The organism is Parvibium lacunae (assembly GCF_003335215.1).
GTDB classification, from domain to species: domain Bacteria; phylum Pseudomonadota; class Gammaproteobacteria; order Burkholderiales; family Burkholderiaceae_D; genus Parvibium; species Parvibium lacunae.
This window is the reverse complement of the sequence record NZ_QPGB01000003.1, coordinates 84,107-102,537: the sequence shown is the minus strand read 5'-3', so window position 1 is coordinate 102,537 and position 18,431 is coordinate 84,107. Positions and strand designations below refer to the sequence as shown.

Genomic DNA, 18,431 nt, shown 5'->3' with positions numbered 1-18,431 from the left:
ATCAATCGAAACCAAATGGCCTTATCAAACAAATTTGCTGCTAATTTGATTTTTTGTGCACTCGAGAATGAGATTGCAATCGATGTTGCATACCGAAAAAAAGTAAGTGGTTCTGAAATTACAGATGGTTTGCCAAACTACAAAATTATGAAGCAAATCGCTCTCAGAAAGCGATACTCACTAATCTATCCTCTAATGATTAAAATTGCTCCTTGGCTGATTATATTTCTCTTTCCTATTCAGTGGTGCGTAGCAATTATTGGTTCCGTTTTCTTTCACCAAACTTCAACTGAAAGTATTCGGTTGCTTCCTACCACTTTACAGAATAGAGAACTTATTCGATTAGCGATAGCGCAAGAGCCTCAATTTTCAAGATTAGAGCAACTAATACAGCCGATGTCGGTATTTAAACTCGGAAGGCGGCTTGGTCTATTATTTGTCTTGAGAAGCTTATTTGCACACTTAATTTTTATTAGAGCAATTTTCTCAAAAAAAAATAAACAGAAACGAGACATGGTATTGCATGCAAGAGACTCATTTTTACTTCTATTGATTGGGTATGACATTTCATGTGGTTCAGATATAGTACTGACTGATGATCATTATCAACGTTGGAGCTATATACTTTCACACTTGGCAAAAGATTTTCGTATTGTCCAGCATGGTTTTTTAGATGATGGGATTCATTTCCCCAATAAGTATGGGAATGTATCTAAGATATATTTAAGAGATAAAAGTTTTTTGAAACAGTTTCAGCGTATTTACACGCTGACAGAGAGTCAGCTTTATTCACCAAAAATAGAAATAACTAAAACCCCTATTTCTAAAGAAGCTTTATTCCTAGCCTCATCATTTCCCGCAATTGAGCACGAGATTGAGCTGATAAAAATAATCAGGAATAACATCCGAATTCCAATAATAATCAAGCTCCACCCTGCGCATACCTATGATGAGCGAAAAAATCAACTTTTAGCGCTTGCTGATTTATCAGTAGAGGCAGAAATCAATCCTGCTTGTTTAATATTCGTTAGTTATAATTCATTTATGGAGTTTGATTATCTTCAAAATAATATGCAGACAGTTTCAATTGCTCGCGCTGGGGGCGTTGCACAAGCTTATGAAGAGATACTAAAGCTACTCATGCATATTGATAAATGATATTGCTTTAAATTTTAATTCTTGATTGCTACATAAATGAACTCACAAATCTCCTACCGGATCTGCTCCAATTGTATTATGGATACTTCTGATCCAAATATCCAATTTGATCATCAGGGTGTGTGTGATTACTGCGATAATTTCAATCACCTTATTCAACCTAATTGGCATATAGATTTTCGCGGTGCTAATAAATTGGTGGCAATGGCAGATACCATCCGCGAGGCTGGACAGGGTAGGGATTTTGATTGCATTATTGGTCTTAGCGGGGGCCTCGACAGTTCATACGTTGCCTATGTCGCTAAAGAAAAAATGGGACTTCGCCCTCTCCTGTTTCATGTGGATGCAGGCTGGAACACTGATCAAGCAGTAGGGAATATTGAAAAGTTAGTCGATGGCTTGGGTCTTGATCTCTACACAGATGTCGTGAATTGGGATGCTGTAAAAAGAATGCAAGTTGCTTTCTTGCGGGCGGGCATTCCTGACCAAGATTTAGTTCAAGATGCTGCTTTTTTCTCTGGCTTGTATAAGTTTGCGCGAAAATACAAGATCAAACACATCATCACTGGCTCTAATTTTTCGACTGAGTGTTGCCGTGAGCCAGAAGAATGGGGTGGTTATTTAGGTATAGATAAAACTTTGTTTGCCGACATCTGGAGGCAATGTGGCGATGGTCAACCTAATGATGATTTCCCATTGGTTGATATTTTGGTTTATAAGCTCTGGTATCAAAAAATATTGGGCATGAAGGTTCACCACCCACTGAACTTGGTGCCCTACGTTAAGAAGGATGCGGAGGATGAATTAGAGCGCTTGTTTGGATGGCAGCGCTTCCAGCACAAGCATCATGAATCCCGCTTCACCCGTTTTTATGAAGACTATTGGCTTCCTCGCCGATTTGGCTATGAAAAGCGACGCGCCCATTTTTCTAGTTTGATTATGACTGGGCAAATGACGCGTGATCAGGCACTAGATCGAATTTCTCGTCCCGAAATGGATGAGCATTTCTTGAAGCAGGAATTTGAATATGTCGCACATAAATTAGGTTTGACTGTTCTTGAGCTACAACAGCTTTTTGATATGCCCAAAAAAACATATCGTGATTACAAAAATAAACGTAACTTGATAGGCTTAGGAGCAAATCTGATGCGTAAATTAGGGTTGGAAAAAAGGTATTTCCGATGATTTGTATCGTGGATTATGGTGTCGGTAATATCCAAGCTTTCTTAAATTTATTTAAGAGGCTTGGTATAGACGCACGACGTGCATCATCACCCGATGAATTTGCTGATGTTACCCGTTTGGTTTTACCAGGCGTTGGGCATTTTGACCATGCCATGCAGCGACTCAACGAGTCAGGAATCCGCACTAAGTTAGAGCAATTGGTTCTTAGTCATAGTGTGCCTGTGATAGGTATTTGTGTTGGCATGCAAATGTTGGCAGAGGGTTCAGATGAGGGAGATCTGCCGGGCCTAAATTGGATTCCAGGCAGAGTGCGTGCTTTTGCAGATCAACCTCAAACAGCGACTTTACCAATGCCACATATGGGTTGGAATGAATTGCAGCCTAGCTCTGAAAGTAAATTGTTTGCTGAAGGATTTAATGAGACCCCACAGTTTTATTTTCTGCATTCATATTATTTCGATGCATTAGATAAGCAAGATGTGGCAGCTACAGCGAACTATGGCCTGGATTTTGATGCGGTAGTCTCTCGTGGGCATATTCATGGGGTGCAGTGCCATCCAGAGAAAAGTCATCATTGGGGTGAGAATTTGTTAAAGAATTTTGTGGAGCTTAACTAAATGTTACGCCCTAGAATTATTCCTTGTCTGTTGGTTCATAAAGGTGGATTGGTAAAAACGCAAGGATTTAAGGATCCAAAATACGTTGGGGATCCCATTAATGCAGTCAGAATATTTAATGAAAAAGAAGCTGATGAATTGATGGTTTTGGATATTGATGCCACAGTCAATAAGGTACTGCCAGATTTTAGTCTTATTTCCAAATTGGCGGCAGAATGCAGAATGCCACTATGCTACGGCGGTGGAGTGACAACAGCAGAACAAGCGGCTCGTATTGTTGACATGGGGGTAGAAAAGGTCGCTGTGAGTGCAGCAGCGATTGCTAACCCATCTCTGCTAAGTGAAATGGCGGCAGCGGTTGGGCGGCAGTCAGTTGTTGCGGTACTGGATATTCGCAAGAGAACTGGTCTGTTTGCGAAGGGCTATGAACTACGTACACACAATGGTAAAACGATTCACAATTCAGAGCCAATAGCCTTGGCTAAGCAACTCCAAGAGGCCGGAGCAGGTGAAGTTGTGATTAACTCTATCGATAGAGATGGTGTTATGCAGGGCTATGATGTCGCACTTGCAGAACAGTTTAAGCATGAACTAAAAGTGCCTGTAACTTTTCTAGGTGGCGCCGGCTCTCTTGATCATATGAATGATCTCATTTCAACTGTGGGCGTAGTAGGAGCTGCAGCCGGTAGTCTCTTTGTTTTTAAAGGTAAATATCGGGCAGTATTGATTAACTACCCAACCCCAGAACAAAAAGTCATGCTCTGCCGTGAGGCATTAAAAAATAAGCATATGTAAAGGATTGTTATGTTTAAAAACAGAGTGCTTCTAATTACTGGTGGAACAGGCTCTTTTGGTAACGCTGTTTTAAGACGATTTCTTGATTCTGATTTGGATGAAATTCGCATTTTTAGTCGCGATGAAAAGAAACAAGACGACATGCGAAAAAAGTATAACAACCCAAAGCTCAAGTTTTACATTGGGGATGTGCGTGATTACCAATCTGTTTTGAATGTAGTGCGTGGCGTTGATTTCATTTACCATGCTGCTGCACTCAAGCAAGTGCCTTCGTGTGAGTTTCATCCGCTAGAGGCAGTAAAGACCAACGTATTGGGGACTGAAAACGTACTCGAGGCTGCCATCACCTGTGGTGTCAAACGGGTCGTCGTGCTTAGCACTGACAAGGCGGTATATCCCATCAACGCCATGGGTATCAGCAAAGCCATGATGGAAAAGGTGGCTGTGGCCAAATCACGCAGTAGCAATAGCACCGTGATTAATGTTACACGCTATGGCAACGTAATGTGCTCACGTGGTTCGGTCATTCCGCTATTTACCCAGCAAATTCGTACAAACCAGCCTATCACCATCACTGACCCAGCCATGACCCGCTTCATGATGACGCTGGATGATGCAGTGGATTTGGTGCTGTACGCGTTTGAGCATGGTAAGCCAGGTGAAATTTTTGTTCAAAAGGCTCCGGCAGCTACCATTGAAACGCTTGCTTATGCACTAACAGGGTTATTAGGCAAGCCAGACCATGAAGTTCGTGTGATTGGAACTCGCCATGGCGAAAAACTTTATGAAGCCTTACTGAGTCGCGAGGAAATGGTCGCTGCGGAAGATTTGGGTGGCTATTATCGTGTGCCGCCTGATTTGCGCGACCTTAATTACGGGAAGTATGTGGAACAAGGCGAAGTGAAGATCTCTGAAGCAGCTGATTACAACTCACATAACACCACCCGGCTAGACATACCTGGCATGCAGGCGTTGCTTATGAAGCTGCGCTTTATGCAGGCGACTCTTCATGGTGATGTGGTCGAGGCTGAGGAGTAATCCGAATCATGCTGTCCAACTGTCGCTTACTCGTCACTGGTGCCAATGGCTTCGTTGGTAAAAATTTGATTGTTCGTTTGAAGGAGCTTTCAAATGTGAGTGTCGCCACCTTTGTGCGTGGTGATGACGCTGTTCGCTTGCCCGAGTTGGTTGCTCAGGCTGATGCAGTGGTGCACTTAGCAGGTGAAAACAGGCCAGCAGATGAAGCCGCATTTGCCCAAATAAATACCGGATTAACCTCTGCATTGTGCCAAGCGATACAGCAGGAAGTTATCAGCAGGGGGCGGCATGTGCCTCTGGTATTAGCGTCATCTACTCAGGTCGAGCGAGACAATGCTTACGGGCGTAGCAAGCTTGCCGCAGAAGAAGCTGTTCAAGCACTCACAAAAGAAACAGGCAATCCATGTGTGATTTTTCGGTTGCCTGGTGTATTTGGTAAATGGTGTAAGCCCAACTACAACTCGGTGGTTGCCACCTTTTGTTACAACATTGCACGGGATTTGCCGATTCAGATCAATGACCCTTTGGCCAGTTTGCGACTAGTCTACGTGGATGATGTGATCGCAGCCTTCCTTGCAGCTCTGCAAGCGCCGGTACGTGAGTGCGTACAAGCTCAGGTTACGCCTGAGTACACAATCACGCTGGGTGAACTTGCGAAGCAGATTCGTGCCTTTGGGGACTGCCGCTCGACGCTCATGGCGGAGCGTGTCGGAACTGGTTTCGTGCGTGCCCTTTACGCCACTTACGTGAGTTACTTACCTAACGAGAAATTTTCTTATCAGGTGACGCAACACGCTGATCCCCGTGGTGTATTCGTTGAGATGCTGAAAACACACGACAGTGGGCAGTTCAGTTATTTCACCGCTCACCCTGGTATCACTCGAGGTGGGCATTATCACCACACAAAAACCGAGAAGTTCCTTGTCATTAAAGGTGAAGCGCTGTTTCGTTTCCGCCACTTATTAACTGACGAATTAGTTGAACTGAGAATCAATGGCAACGCCCCACAAGTAGTGGATACCATCCCAGGCTGGACGCACGACATCACGAATGTTGGAAGTGATGAGATGGTGGTCATGCTATGGGCTAACGAGAACTTTGACCGGGAAAAGCCGGACACTGTGGCCAACAAGGTATAAAAATGAAAAAGCTGAGAGTGATGTCGGTCGTTGGTACACGGCCAGAGATTATCCGTTTGTCACGCGTACTCGCTGCGCTAGATACGCATTGTGAGCATGTACTGGTACATACTGGCCAAAATTACGACTACGAATTGAACCAGGTCTTCTTTGACGATCTTGGTGTACGCAAGCCAGACTTCTTTTTGAACAGTGCTGATGGCAGTACCGGGGCGGCCAATACAATTGGCAATCTCATCACGGCCGTAGATGGCGTGCTGGCGCAAGTGCAACCCGATGCCATGCTGGTGCTGGGTGACACCAATAGTTGTCTCTCGGTCATTCCGGCCAAGCGACGCAAAGTGCCTATCTTCCATATGGAGGCAGGCAATCGCTGTTTTGACCAGCGCGTTCCGGAAGAGACCAACCGCCGTATTGTGGACCATACGGCAGATATCAACCTTACCTACAGCACCATTGCCCGTGACTACCTGTTGCGCGAAGGTTTGCCGCCCGACCAAGTCATCAAGACGGGCAGCCCCATGTACGAGGTGCTGCATCACTATTTGCCGCAAATTCAGGCCTCCACCGCCCTTGGCCGTCTGGGTTTGCAGCCCGAGCAGTATTTTGTGGTGAGTGCCCACCGCGAAGAGAACATCGAATCAGACAAGTCGTTCGCCAAACTGGTGGCGGTGCTCAATGCGCTGGCCGAAGACCATGGTTTGCCGGTAGTGGTATCCACGCACCCTCGAACCCAAAAGAGGGTAGACGCGACAGGTGCTCAGTTCCACCCTTTGGTTCGCTTGATGAAGCCCATGGGTTTTCACGACTACGTGAACCTGCAAATGCATGCTAAGGCTGTTTTGTCAGATAGTGGCACGATCAACGAAGAGTCTTCTATCCTTAACTTTCCTGCACTGAATTTACGTGAAGCTCATGAGCGACCAGAGGGAATGGAAGAGGCCGCAGTCATGATGGTGGGGTTGGATGTAGAGAGAGTACGTCAGGGACTGGCTATATTGGCTTCCCAGCAACGTGGTATGGAGCGTAGCTTACGACTGGTGGCTGATTACAACATGCCCAACGTGAGTGATAAAGTGGTCAGGATTATTCATAGTTATACTGATTATGTAAACCGTGTCGTTTGGAAAAAGTACTGAGTCAGTAAGATGCGAATTGCCTTAATCGCTGACACGTTTCCACCTTTGCGCACATCGGGGGCTGTGCAATTACGTGACTTAACCCGTGAATTTGTGCGACAAGGCCATGCAGTAACGGTGATGCTCCCAGCATCAGACCTGCCCGAACCATGGCGTCTTGAAGACTATGATGGGGCAACGATTCTGCGCTTAAAAGCGCCCCAAACCAAAGATATCGGATACATCCGCCGGACTATCAATGAATTCATCATGCCATTTTCGATGGCGAAACAGCTTAAAAAAAGTCCGCTGGCAAATGAGCGTTGGGATGGAATCGTCTGGTATGCCCCTTCAATCTTTCATGGCCCTCTCATCAGCCGCTTAAAAAAAATTAGTCGTTGTAAGAGTTATCTGATTGTCCGGGATATTTTTCCTGAGTGGGCTGTTGATATGGGGTTGATGGGCAAAGGCATGCCCTATCTTTTTTTTAAAGCGGTGGCGCGCTACCAATATGCGGTTGCTGATGTTATTGGGATTCAAACTCCTGGTAACAGACAATATTTTAAATATTGGATAAAGCAATCTGGACACCAACTAGAAGTACTACAAAATTGGCTCGCAGAGCCAGCTCAGCTTCAATGTTCAATTCGGGTAAATCAGACATCACTCGCTGGGCGCAAAGTGTTGGTCTATGCGGGGAATATGGGTATCGCGCAGGGAATGGGCATCTTGCTGGACTTGGCAGAAAAATTGCTAAATCGTACGGATATCGGCTTTTTGTTTGTTGGTCGGGGTAGTGATTTAAATCGCCTAAAGGCCAGCGCTAAAACTAGGAAATTAGACAATACACTTTTTTTTGATGAGATTGATCCAGATGAAATACCAGATCTCTATGCTCAATGTAGTGCAGGCATTGTTGCATTAGACTTTCGGCATAAGTCCCATAACATTCCAGGCAAGTTCTTGACTTACATGCAGTGTGGTTTACCAGTTTTGGCAAATGTGAATGCAGGGAATGATCTAGCTGAAATGATTCGACAAGAGCGGGTTGGGCAAGTCTGTGAAACTAATGAACCAAATGAGTTACTAGAAGCCGCAGGAAAATTACTAAATCAACTAGATGCAGATCCAGAATTATCTGAGCGTTGTACTAATCTTTTCAGACGCCAATTTGCTGTCGAGAAAACTAGCCGACAAATTGTTTCAGCGTTAATGTCCTAAACAATGTCGGGTATTTCATAGAACTTAAGTTGTTAATGATCAATAAAACACTTAAAGCGAAATTGAAACAATGATCTTCATAACTGGCGGCGCTGGTTTCATCGGCAGCAACTTTATATTGGATTGGTTGAACCAAAGCGATGAGCCGGTTCTGAATCTGGATAAGCTCACCTATGCGGGCAATCTGGAAAATCTTGCCAGTCTACAAAAAGATCCTCGTCATGTTTTTGTAAAAGGTGATCTAGGGGATTCGTCGCTAGTAGAATCACTACTCGCTCAATATCAGCCGCGCGCTATTCTCCATTTCGCGGCTGAAAGCCACGTTGATCGCTCCATTCACGGCCCGGAAGCGTTTATTCAGACCAATATTGTCGGTACCTTCCGTTTACTTGAGGTTGTTCGCGCCTATTGGGGTGGTTTACCTGAACCTGAAAAATCTGCGTTCCGCTTTCTGCATGTCAGCACCGATGAAGTCTATGGCACCCTAACCAAAGAGGACGCGCCCTTTGCCGAGACCAACGCGTATCAGCCCAACAGCCCCTACAGTGCCAGCAAAGCTGCGAGCGACCATTTGGTCCGTGCCTGGTACCACACTTATGGGCTCCCCGTGCTTACCACCAACTGCAGCAACAACTACGGGCCTTATCACTTTCCAGAAAAGCTTATCCCGCTCATGATTGTGAATGCCTTGGCAGGTAAACCGTTACCTGTTTATGGTGACGGCATGCAGATACGTGACTGGCTTTACGTAAAAGACCACTGTAGCGCCATTCGTCGGGTACTTGAAGCAGGGTGTTTGGGTGAGACGTATAACATTGGTGGGTGGAATGAGAAACCCAACCTAGAGATCGTCCATACCGTTTGTGCGCTACTTGATGAACTGCGCCCCTGTGCTGACGGTAGCAGCTACAAAAAACAGATTACCTTTGTGCAAGACCGCCCTGGCCATGATCGCCGCTATGCTATTGATGCCCGCAAGATTGAACGTGAATTAGGATGGAAACCTGCTGAGACCTTCGAGACCGGCATCCGTAAGACGGTACAGTGGTACTTGGATAACCCCATGTGGCTAGAAAATGTTCAAAGTGGCGCTTATCGCGAATGGGTATTAAAACAATACGAGGGGGGAAGGGCATGACACGCAAAGGCATCATTTTAGCGGGTGGCTCTGGTACGCGACTTTACCCAGTCACTCAAGCCGTGAGCAAACAGCTCATGCCCGTATATGACAAACCCATGGTTTATTACCCGCTAACCACACTCATGCTCAGTGGTATACGCGACGTATTGCTGATCAGCACGCCGCAGGATACGCCGCGCTTTAGTGATTTGTTGGGTGACGGCAGTCAATGGGGCATGAACATCCAGTATGCGGTGCAGCCGAGCCCAGATGGATTGGCCCAAGCTTTCGTGATTGGCAAAGCGTTCATTAACAATCAACCCAGTGCGCTTGTGCTTGGTGACAATATTTTTTACGGCAATGCCTTACCCAAGCAGTTAAAAACGGCAGATATGCGGGGAACTGGTGCAAGTGTTTTTGCTTATCATGTGCATGATCCCGAACGGTATGGCGTGATTGAGTTCGGTGACGAAGGTCGAGCGATCGCGATTACTGAAAAACCTGCTGTACCAAAAAGTAATTATGCGGTCACTGGTTTGTATTTTTATGACGAACAAGTAATTGATATTGCCGCACAGTTGAAGCCTTCTGCTCGAGGCGAACTTGAGATCACTGATATTAATCAGCACTATCTGAAGCAACAGCAGCTACATGTTGAAATAATGGGACGGGGCATGGCGTGGTTGGATACCGGAACCCATGATTCGTTGCTGGAGGCATCTCAGTTTATTGCCACCATTCAGAAGCGCCAGGGATGGATGATCGCATGCCCAGAGGAAATTGCCTGGCGGAATGGTTGGATAAGCAATGAGGAGCTTGCAAAGCAAGCCAAGCCGCTTATGAAAAGTGCATACGGTAATTACTTGCTGAGTATTTTAAGTGAGTAAGATGCATATTCACAGGTCTGACGCTATTGCGGGTATGCTCATTTTTTACCCAGAGGAACATGTGGACCACCGAGGAGCACTCCGTGAGGTATATCGGCAAGATGTGGTTGATGAGCATTTAGCATATGACGCGAGATTTGTGATGGAGGTCCAGTCTACGTCCACCAAAGGGGTACTCAGAGGGTTGCACTATCAGATTGAGCAGCCACAAGCGAAGTTAGTGCGTGTTTTAGCAGGATCAATATACGATGTTGTTGTCGATTTACGCTTGGCTTCACCAAGTTATGGAAAGTGGGTTGGGTTAAATGCCTCCGCTGATAATGGGATGCAAATTTATGTTCCTGCCGGCTGTGCGCACGGATTCTTATGCCTGGAAGAGGCAACTACGGTGTTATACAAAGTCTCACAATATCGAGACCCTGATTATGAGCGCATCATCCGTTGGGATGATCCTTTATTGGCAATTCACTGGCCAGTCGGCATTAGCGCTGCCGTTGCCGAACCAATCCTTTCTTTACGAGACCAGCAAGCCCCCTATTTAGTCAGCTTGCCATCTATAGATCTACCTGAATATGACTAATATAAGCATACAGCAAGTCGTTCTTTCTGGCGGCAGTGGCACAAGGCTGTGGCCGTTAAGTCGTGCCGCTTACCCTAAGCAGTTTCTGGCATTTGATGGCCCCCATACTTTACTGCAGCAGGCTCTGTTACGTTTGCATCAACGCGCCCCTTTTGTATTTGCTTCCCCCCTTGTTGTAGCGAGTGAAACACACCGTTTTTTGGTTTTAGATCAACTTCGTGAAATTAAGACAGAAGCAGATTTGATTCTAGAGCCACAGGGGAAGAATACGGCGCCTGCGCTAACCCTAGCCGCACTCTATTTGCGCGATGTGAAGCAGACTGATCCGGTGATGATTGTGATGCCTGCAGACCAAGCGGTCGCCCAAGAGAATCATTTCGAGGAGGTTCTGTTTAATGCAGCAAGGCTAGCGGCAGAAGGCCAGATAGTGCTGCTTGGCGTGCCACCTGATCGGGTGGAAACGGGCTACGGCTATATTCAGGGTAAGCCGCGTAGCGCAGAGCAGGCTGGTCGCGCTTATGACGTGCTGGCGTTCAAAGAAAAGCCAGATTTTGAGACAGCTAGAGCTTACCTTGAGCAAGGTAACTTTTTTTGGAACAGTGGGATTTTCATCTTAAAAGCGACCCGTTGGTTAGCACTAATCGAGCAGTTTCATCCCGAGATCTATCATGCCTCCCTTGGTGCAATGGCAGATGGGACGACAGATGGAGCATTCTTTCGGCCTGATCCGGTCAAGTTTGGTCGAATCCCCGCTGAGAGTATCGATTATGCCGTCATCGAGCGCTGCCTCCCAGCCGGTTATACCCTTGCCATGCTGCCATTGGCCGTGGGGTGGAGTGATTTAGGTTCATGGGATGCCTTGTGGCGTCATCTTCCGCATGATGGCGATGGCAACGCGCAGCACGGCGACGTGTTGCTACAGCGTAGCCAAAATTGTCTTGTACATGCCAGTAACCGGTTGGTTGCAGTATCTGATCAGCGTGATTTGGTCGTGATAGAAACGGCTGATGCGGTATTGGTGGCATCCCGCGCAGAGAGTCAGGCCGTCAAGACATTGGTTGCCACCTTGCAGGCTAAGGAGAGGGTAGAGTCAAATTCGCATACCAGGGTTCATCGTCCGTGGGGCTGGTATGAAACCATTGATCAAGGGCCGAGGTTTCAAGTGAAGCGGATTATGGTCAAGCCACATGCTTCGCTTAGCTTGCAGTTACACCAACATCGCGCCGAGCATTGGGTGGTGGTTAGCGGTACGGCAACAGTAGTCAATGGCGAGCAGCAAATCGCGTTAAAAGAGAATCAGAGTACTTATATTCCCGTGGGCCAAAAACATCGTTTATCCAACCAGTCAGAGACGCCACTAGAAATTATTGAGGTCCAGTCTGGCGATTATCTGGGCGAAGACGACATTATCCGGCTAGACGATTTATATGGTCGCTAGGGCTGAATAGCGCGCATCAGTTTTTCACGGATGAGTTTTTCATCCAGGCTTGGGTTAATCAATTCATTAAGTTCTGCTGGTGTCAGTGACCATTCGGCCTGCGAAATACAGGCCCGCACTTTGGGGTGCGAGGTTTGTTGTGTGGTTTCATTGTTGGCCAGCAATTCTTCAAACAGTTTTTCTCCAGGCCGCAACCCTGTGTAAATGATCGGGATATCAGCAAGGTCAAAGCCACTTAGCTGAATCAAATCTTTCGCCAAATCAGCAATCTTCACAGGCTCACCCATATCCAGCACGAAAATCTCTCCGCCACGCCCCATCGTACCTGCCTGCAGGATCAGCTGAGCCGCTTCTGGGATTGTCATGAAGTAACGAATAATGTCAGGATGGGTGACCGTGATCGGGCCACCCGCTGCAATCTGTTGGCGAAATTTGGGGATGACACTGCCATTTGAGCCTAATACATTTCCAAAGCGCACCGCCAGTAATGCTGTCTTAGTGCTGTTTGCTTGCAATTGTTGAACCAGCAGTTCTGCCAATCTTTTGGTGGCACCCATCACATTCGTTGGGTTGACCGCCTTATCGGTAGAGACCAGCACAAATTTTTGTGCTTCTGATTGAATGGCAGCGCGTGCGATATTGAGTGTGCCTATGGCGTTATTTTTAATCGCTTGCAATATGTTTTTCTCTTCCATGAGCGGAACATGTTTATAGGCCGCTGCATGGAACACGAGTTGAGGCCGGTAATGCTCACAGAGAGATAAGACGCGCTCAAAATCTTTAACATCGGCAATTAAAAAATCCAATCGCGTATCAGGATAGTGTGCTGAAAACTCCTGCTCAATCTGATACAGAGCATGCTCACTGAGCTCCAGGCAAATCAAATGAGCAGGCCGAAACTTGAGAATTTGCCGGCATAGTTCGGCGCCAATCGAGCCACCAGCCCCAGTAATGAGGATGCGCTGCTGGTGAATCAATTGATGTAGCGCGGCGTTGTCGAGGTTAACAGCATCACGCCCTAAAAGATCTTCCAATTCAATCTGGCGCAGTGGCGATACTTGGACCCTGCCACTAATCAAATCTTCCATTTTGGGTGGAACCAGCATTTCTAGCCCAGCGTTACGGCAGAGCTCATAAGCAATTCTGCGTTCATGATGACCACCTTCACGATCAGCATATATCACTTGTTTAACCCCATGATGAGCGGCAATCGCAGCTAGGTTTTCGCGTCGGCCTAAAACAGGGATGCCATGAACTTCACGGCCCTTTAATTCCGCAGCGTTATCAACGATGCCAATCACTTGCCAGTCAGGGCTGCGTTCAAGTTGTTTGAAAATAGAGATCGCTTCATCGGTAATGCCCATGAGTAAAACAGGCTTACCCTGGGTTCTAAGCCACCCATATATTCGATATTCTTTCCAAGCACGATAGCTTAGCCGGCCCCCAGCCATTAGCAAGCAGAGGATGAGCGGGTTAATAATGTAAACCGAGCGAGGGATGCCGACGCCATGACGCCAAAAGAGCATTGCGACTGGAATCAGTAATGCGCTGAAAATGAGGGCGACCGCAATTCGCCTTAAATCGGGCAAGCTTGCAAACAGCCAGACACCGCGATAGAGGCCAGATAATTTAAATGCAACTAGCTCGACGGCTAACACAAAAAGGAGACTGCTAATGAGCAGGTCAACGCTGTAATCTGGAATTGCCAGGTTATAGCGTAACCACCAAGCCACTATCCAGGCTGTGCTCGCTGCCAGTAGGTCATAGCCAACGACCAGCCAAATTCGATAGTTATGCCACATAGTTTTTGGACGCCGCATTTAATTTTTTTAGCAGAGAATTGCATAGGGTAATACTGACGATGACCAGTATCCCCATGATCAGGAAATCCGAGAGGATTACCTGAGATTCAAGATACAGTGCTAAGCCTAAACAAAGGAGCATATAGATGAGGTGTAGACCTAACACCAGTCTTTTATCCAGCCCAGCCAGAATCATTCTTTGAAAGACGTGCTGGCGGTGAGCTTGCCAGATTTTCTCGCCACGTGCGATGCGCTTAATCAGTGTATAGCTACTGTCAAAGATGAATGGCCAGAATAATAAACAGGGTGTGCGCCAGGACCAGAAGTTAAGTTTATAACCCAATATACCAACGATGGCAGCGAGAAAGCCCAGTGTTATCGAGCCGGCGTCACCCATGAAAATGGTAGCTTGAGGTCGGTTAAATAATAAAAACCCGGCAGTGCTGCCAATAATGATGAGGCATAACATTAACAATGCCTGTGCCCATGGCGTGGGCGGCAGTTGTACTAAGAGCAGTGCATAACCCGTGAAGCCAATGGCAGCCATGCTCCCCGCCAATCCATCAAGGCCATCCATAAAATTAAAGAGATTAGCAGACCAGGCGGTAATGATGACTAGTAGTAGGGTGCCGATGAGTGAAGATCCTGGCGGTAGCGCGTTTAGCGGGAGTTGCGTAAGACAAATCATGGCACTGATAAGCTGGATGATCAGTCGGGTGGAGGCGGGTAGGCTGTAGCGATCATCCAATGTCCCGAGAATGACCAAGCATAAAGCGCTAAGGAAAATAATCAGGCTGGCTGATTGAATGGGAAGGACGTATAGCATCGCAATGATGAGTGTCACCATCATCAATATGCTGCCACCAAAGCGCGGGGTTGGCTGGCTATGCAGCGACCGTTGATTGGGTACATCCAGAAACCATCTCCCTAGATTTAGTTTTAACCCCAAAAAAATCAGTAAAGCGGTGACTACAAAAGCCAGCAAAAATAAATGAGCCATGCAGGATGAAAAATGATTGAAACTCTCTTATTTTCGCATGCAATTAATTGATTTTGTTGTTTTATCTGGCACACATACAGGTAAAATAAAGCCGTTAAATTTATATTAATGATGAAACATGAACAAAGTCGCGCTAATTACGGGTATTACAGGACAAGACGGAGCCTACCTGGCTGAATTACTGTTAGCTAAGGGCTATACGGTACATGGCATTAAGCGACGCACCTCGTTGTTTAATACTGATCGGATTGACCATCTTTTCCAAGACCCCCATATTTCCGATGGCCGCTTCATCTTGCATCATGGTGATATGACAGACTCTTCGAGCTTGACCCATATTATCCAAAAAGTACAGCCAGACGAAATTTATAATCTAGCCGCACAAAGCCACGTTGCCGTGTCATTTGAAGAACCCGAATACACGGCGAATTCCGATGCCCTTGGTGCGCTCAGGTTGCTCGAAGCAATCCGGATTTTAGGACTAGAAAGAAAAACACGTTTTTATCAAGCGTCTACGTCCGAGCTATATGGCTTGGTTCAAGAGATCCCACAGCGTGAGACCACCCCTTTCTATCCCCGCAGCCCTTATGCAGTAGCGAAGTTATATGCGTACTGGATTACTGTTAATTATCGTGAGGCATACGGTATTTATGCCTGCAATGGTATTTTGTTTAACCATGAATCACCCATTCGTGGTGAAACCTTTGTCACGCGAAAAATTACTCGCGGTCTAGCGCGCATTAAGCTGGGGTTACAAGATAAGCTGTATTTAGGTAACCTCGATGCCAAACGGGATTGGGGCCATGCCAGGGATTATGTAGAAATGCAGTGGCTTATGTTGCAGCAGGCTCAGCCGGAAGACTTTGTGATTGCAACAGGTACGCAATATAGCGTCCGTGAGTTTGTTACCTTGGCTGCAGCAGAATTGGGAATGCAGCTATCCTGGCATGGCGATGGGGTGGCTGAGCAAGGCATTGATCAAAATGGGCGACAGGTTATTGCGATTGATCCACGCTATTTCCGCCCGACCGAAGTGGAAACGCTGTTAGGCGATGCAACTAAGGCGCGTGAAAAATTGGGCTGGCAGGCAAAGACCAGCTTTGCTGAATTGGTAAAAGAAATGGTGAGCGCAGATTTAAAGGCCGCAGAGTTTGATTTAAAAGTGCTTGCGCATGGCCACCGCGCCCAGCGTAGCTAAATCACATAGAGGTCGCACGGAATGCATCAAGTCATAAAAACAATCATGATTACCGGTGCTACCGGCATGGTTGGGCAGAATTTATTAGAGCATCCTGCACTCCAGCCATACACCATACTGGCCCCTACGCGCGCCTCTCTTAATCTTGCTGATTACGGCAGTTGCCTTGCTTATCTCAATCAATATAAGCCAGATTTAGTGATACACGCTGCTGGTAAAGTGGGGGGCATCCAAGCAAACATTGCTGACCCTGTCGGTTTTCTCGTCGAGAATCTTGATGCAGGTCGTAACATCGTTTTAGCTGCCCACCATGCGGGCATAGCGCACCTGATTAACCTGGGCAGCTCTTGCATGTACCCGCGTGCTGGTCAGTCGCCATTGACAGAAGATCAGATCCTACAGGGCGAGTTAGAACCGACGAATGAAGGTTATGCCCTTGCAAAAATCATTACCGCTCGGTTATGTAACTACATCAGTAAACAATACCCCTCGCGCTGCTACAAAACATTGATTCCTTGCAATTTATATGGGCGTCATGACAAATTTTCTCCGACGCATTCACATCTGATTCCAGCGATTATCCATAAAGTGCATCAGGCAAAGTTACGCTCTGAAAAGACAGTAGAAATATGGGGTGACGGCTCTGCTCGTCGTGAGTTTATGTATGCGGGAGACATGGCAGATGCCATCATTTTCTGCCTGGATAAAATATCGGCGTTACCCAGTATGGTGAATGTCGGCCTTGGTCATGATTTCAGCATTAAGGAATATTACCAAGCTGTCTCTGACATCATCGGCTGGGAGGGCAATTTTGTTTTTGATTTGAGTAAACCAGTTGGAATGCAACGTAAGCTCGTCTCTACAACAATCATCAATGATCTGGGCTGGCACGCGAGAACGTCGCTGTCGGCAGGCATTGAGCTAAGCTATGCTTTCTATAAAGAAAATTATGCAAACATCTAATCAATCCCCCATTAAATATCCATTGGCAACGGCAACATGGGATGACGCGGAATATGCTGCAATGCAGAGCGTTATTGCGTCAGGGATGTTTACCATGGGGCAACAAGTCGCCACCTTTGAAAAACGCTTTGCTGAATATACTCAGAGTCAATATTGTGTCATGGTGAATTCTGGCTCATCTGCAAATCTTCTGATGGTGGGCGCGCTGTTCTACTCTAAAAATCCTAACTTGAAACTAGAGCGCGGCGACGAAGTGATTGTGCCGGCTGTTTCTTGGAGCACAACTTACTATCCACTCTATCAATATGGGTTAAAGCTTAAGTTTGTTGATATCGATTTGCAAACACTGAATTATGATTTAGTGCAACTCGAAACAGCCATCACTGAAAAAACACGCGCAATCATGGCGGTTAATCTACTGGGTAACCCCAACGACTTTGCTCAGATCCAGGCGCTGATTGGCACTCGTAATATTGTGCTGCTAGAAGATAATTGTGAGTCAATGGGCGCGACTTTTAGCGGTAAACAAGCGGGTACCTTTGGTGTTATGGGGAGTTTTAGCGCTTTTTTCTCTCACCATATCTCTACTATGGAAGGCGGTATGGTGGTGACAGATGATGAGGAGCTATACCAAATCATGCTGTGTTTACGTGCGCATGGATGGACTCGTAACTTACCCCAGCACAATTTGGTTTGTGGAGAAAAAAGTGCTGATCCATTTGAAGAATCCTTTCGCTTTGTCTTGCCTGGATATAACCTGCGGCCACTGGAGCTATCTGGCGCGATTGGGATTGAGCAGGTAAAGAAACTGCCTGAGATTATTCGGGCGCGCCGTGAGAATGGTCTCTATCTGCAAGAAAAAATGGAGCACCATCCTACTTTAAGCATACAAAAAGAAATTGGCGAAAGCAGTTGGTTTGGTTTCAGCTTAGTCATTCGGCCCGGGGTTTCCATGACAAGAAAAGAGTTAGTCATGCGCTTACGTGAACGAGGTTTCGAGTGTCGCCCCATTGTTGCGGGGAATTTTGCTAAAAACGAAGTGGTCAAATATTTTGATAGTGAAATACAGGGTGAGTTAGTGAATGCTGATTACATCGATAAACATGGGCTATTTATCGGTAATCATCATTATCCAATTCAGGATGCTATTCAACAATTGCAAGAAATTTAAT

17 protein-coding genes are annotated in these 18,431 nt (G+C 46.4%); 15 read left to right on the top strand and 2 right to left on the bottom strand.

From position 1 onward, the window contains the following. The first annotated feature begins 15 nt into the window (after positions 1-15). The 12 genes from DU000_RS08145 (at position 16) to DU000_RS08090 (ending at position 12,296) form a co-directional block, all read left to right on the top strand. A complete protein-coding gene (locus DU000_RS08145; protein WP_147266983.1) occupies positions 16-1,158 on the top strand; it encodes a hypothetical protein in 1,143 nt (380 codons plus the stop codon). Positions 1,159-1,194: 36 nt separating this feature from the next. Continuing rightward, entirely contained in the window at positions 1,195-2,343 is a 1,149-nt protein-coding gene (locus DU000_RS08140; protein ID WP_114402903.1) for an N-acetyl sugar amidotransferase, read from the top strand. Then, positions 2,340-2,960, top strand: a complete 621-nt coding sequence (hisH, locus tag DU000_RS08135) for an imidazole glycerol phosphate synthase subunit HisH (protein WP_114402902.1) — start codon at positions 2,340-2,342, stop codon at positions 2,958-2,960. Before DU000_RS08140 ends, hisH begins: the two co-directional genes overlap by 4 nt. After that, positions 2,961-3,755 (top strand): AglZ/HisF2 family acetamidino modification protein, encoded by a 795-nt coding sequence (locus tag DU000_RS08130; protein ID WP_114402901.1) that lies wholly within the window; start codon positions 2,961-2,963, stop codon positions 3,753-3,755. It begins immediately after the preceding gene. A 9-nt stretch (positions 3,756-3,764) separates the two neighbouring features. Then, positions 3,765-4,793 (top strand): polysaccharide biosynthesis protein, encoded by a 1,029-nt coding sequence (locus DU000_RS08125; protein WP_114402900.1) that lies wholly within the window; start codon positions 3,765-3,767, stop codon positions 4,791-4,793. Between the two features lie 8 nt (positions 4,794-4,801). Then, entirely contained in the window at positions 4,802-5,932 is a 1,131-nt protein-coding gene (gene wbjC / locus DU000_RS08120) for a UDP-2-acetamido-2,6-beta-L-arabino-hexul-4-ose reductase (RefSeq protein WP_114402899.1), read from the top strand. A gap of 2 nt (positions 5,933-5,934) precedes the next feature. Further along, positions 5,935-7,071 (top strand): non-hydrolyzing UDP-N-acetylglucosamine 2-epimerase, encoded by a 1,137-nt coding sequence (gene wecB / locus DU000_RS08115; RefSeq protein ID WP_114402898.1) that lies wholly within the window; start codon positions 5,935-5,937, stop codon positions 7,069-7,071. Between the two features lie 9 nt (positions 7,072-7,080). Then, the gene (locus DU000_RS08110; protein ID WP_114402897.1) at positions 7,081-8,271 is read left to right on the top strand and encodes a glycosyltransferase family 4 protein; all 1,191 of its coding nucleotides are present in this window, start codon (positions 7,081-7,083) and stop codon (positions 8,269-8,271) included. Between the two features lie 70 nt (positions 8,272-8,341). After that, positions 8,342-9,409, top strand: coding sequence for a dTDP-glucose 4,6-dehydratase (gene rfbB / locus DU000_RS08105; protein WP_114402896.1), 1,068 nt, complete (start codon positions 8,342-8,344; stop codon positions 9,407-9,409). Next, positions 9,406-10,278 (top strand): glucose-1-phosphate thymidylyltransferase RfbA, encoded by an 873-nt coding sequence (gene rfbA, locus DU000_RS08100; RefSeq protein WP_114402895.1) that lies wholly within the window; start codon positions 9,406-9,408, stop codon positions 10,276-10,278. The genes rfbB and rfbA overlap by 4 nt, the downstream gene beginning before the upstream one ends. A 1-nt stretch (position 10,279) precedes the next feature. Beyond that, positions 10,280-10,858, top strand: coding sequence for a dTDP-4-dehydrorhamnose 3,5-epimerase (gene rfbC / locus DU000_RS08095; RefSeq protein ID WP_114402894.1), 579 nt, complete (start codon positions 10,280-10,282; stop codon positions 10,856-10,858). After that, positions 10,851-12,296 carry a mannose-1-phosphate guanylyltransferase/mannose-6-phosphate isomerase gene (locus tag DU000_RS08090; RefSeq protein ID WP_114402893.1) on the top strand — a complete coding sequence of 482 codons (1,446 nt, stop codon included), beginning with the start codon at positions 10,851-10,853 and terminating at the stop codon, positions 12,294-12,296. The genes rfbC and DU000_RS08090 overlap by 8 nt, the downstream gene beginning before the upstream one ends. Here DU000_RS08090 and DU000_RS08085 read toward each other — a convergent pair. Both DU000_RS08085 and DU000_RS08080 read right to left on the bottom strand, forming a co-directional pair. Next, positions 12,293-14,116, bottom strand: a complete 1,824-nt coding sequence (locus DU000_RS08085; RefSeq protein WP_205074039.1) for a polysaccharide biosynthesis protein — start codon at positions 14,114-14,116, stop codon at positions 12,293-12,295. The two genes, DU000_RS08090 and DU000_RS08085, sit on opposite strands and share 4 nt — an antisense overlap. Then, a complete protein-coding gene (locus DU000_RS08080) occupies positions 14,088-15,098 on the bottom strand; it encodes an MraY family glycosyltransferase (protein WP_114402891.1) in 1,011 nt (336 codons plus the stop codon). The genes DU000_RS08085 and DU000_RS08080 overlap by 29 nt, the downstream gene beginning before the upstream one ends. Positions 15,099-15,216: 118 nt before the next feature. On the opposite strand from DU000_RS08080, the gene gmd reads away from it, so the two are divergent. The 3 genes from gmd to DU000_RS08065 are packed head-to-tail and all read left to right on the top strand — an operon-like array spanning position 15,217 to position 18,430. Beyond that, the gene (gene gmd / locus DU000_RS08075; RefSeq protein WP_114402890.1) at positions 15,217-16,296 is read left to right on the top strand and encodes a GDP-mannose 4,6-dehydratase; all 1,080 of its coding nucleotides are present in this window, start codon (positions 15,217-15,219) and stop codon (positions 16,294-16,296) included. Between the two features lie 21 nt (positions 16,297-16,317). Next, entirely contained in the window at positions 16,318-17,259 is a 942-nt protein-coding gene (locus tag DU000_RS08070) for a GDP-L-fucose synthase family protein (RefSeq protein ID WP_114402889.1), read from the top strand. Beyond that, a complete protein-coding gene (locus DU000_RS08065) occupies positions 17,225-18,430 on the top strand; it encodes a DegT/DnrJ/EryC1/StrS family aminotransferase (RefSeq protein WP_240001845.1) in 1,206 nt (401 codons plus the stop codon). Before DU000_RS08070 ends, DU000_RS08065 begins: the two co-directional genes overlap by 35 nt. Position 18,431: the final 1 nt, after the last annotated feature.

Coding starts and splice junctions, on each gene's coding strand:
- DU000_RS08145 (WP_147266983.1), top strand. CDS start 16: ATGGCCTTATCAAACAAATTTGCTGCTAATTTGATTTTTTGTGCACTC.
- DU000_RS08140 (WP_114402903.1), top strand. CDS start 1,195: ATGAACTCACAAATCTCCTACCGGATCTGCTCCAATTGTATTATGGAT.
- hisH (WP_114402902.1), top strand. CDS start 2,340: ATGATTTGTATCGTGGATTATGGTGTCGGTAATATCCAAGCTTTCTTA.
- DU000_RS08130 (WP_114402901.1), top strand. CDS start 2,961: ATGTTACGCCCTAGAATTATTCCTTGTCTGTTGGTTCATAAAGGTGGA.
- DU000_RS08125 (WP_114402900.1), top strand. CDS start 3,765: ATGTTTAAAAACAGAGTGCTTCTAATTACTGGTGGAACAGGCTCTTTT.
- wbjC (WP_114402899.1), top strand. CDS start 4,802: ATGCTGTCCAACTGTCGCTTACTCGTCACTGGTGCCAATGGCTTCGTT.
- wecB (WP_114402898.1), top strand. CDS start 5,935: ATGAAAAAGCTGAGAGTGATGTCGGTCGTTGGTACACGGCCAGAGATT.
- DU000_RS08110 (WP_114402897.1), top strand. CDS start 7,081: ATGCGAATTGCCTTAATCGCTGACACGTTTCCACCTTTGCGCACATCG.
- rfbB (WP_114402896.1), top strand. CDS start 8,342: ATGATCTTCATAACTGGCGGCGCTGGTTTCATCGGCAGCAACTTTATA.
- rfbA (WP_114402895.1), top strand. CDS start 9,406: ATGACACGCAAAGGCATCATTTTAGCGGGTGGCTCTGGTACGCGACTT.
- rfbC (WP_114402894.1), top strand. CDS start 10,280: ATGCATATTCACAGGTCTGACGCTATTGCGGGTATGCTCATTTTTTAC.
- DU000_RS08090 (WP_114402893.1), top strand. CDS start 10,851: ATGACTAATATAAGCATACAGCAAGTCGTTCTTTCTGGCGGCAGTGGC.
- DU000_RS08085 (WP_205074039.1), bottom strand. CDS start 14,116: ATGCGGCGTCCAAAAACTATGTGGCATAACTATCGAATTTGGCTGGTC.
- DU000_RS08080 (WP_114402891.1), bottom strand. CDS start 15,098: ATGGCTCATTTATTTTTGCTGGCTTTTGTAGTCACCGCTTTACTGATT.
- gmd (WP_114402890.1), top strand. CDS start 15,217: ATGAACAAAGTCGCGCTAATTACGGGTATTACAGGACAAGACGGAGCC.
- DU000_RS08070 (WP_114402889.1), top strand. CDS start 16,318: ATGCATCAAGTCATAAAAACAATCATGATTACCGGTGCTACCGGCATG.
- DU000_RS08065 (WP_240001845.1), top strand. CDS start 17,225: ATGCTTTCTATAAAGAAAATTATGCAAACATCTAATCAATCCCCCATT.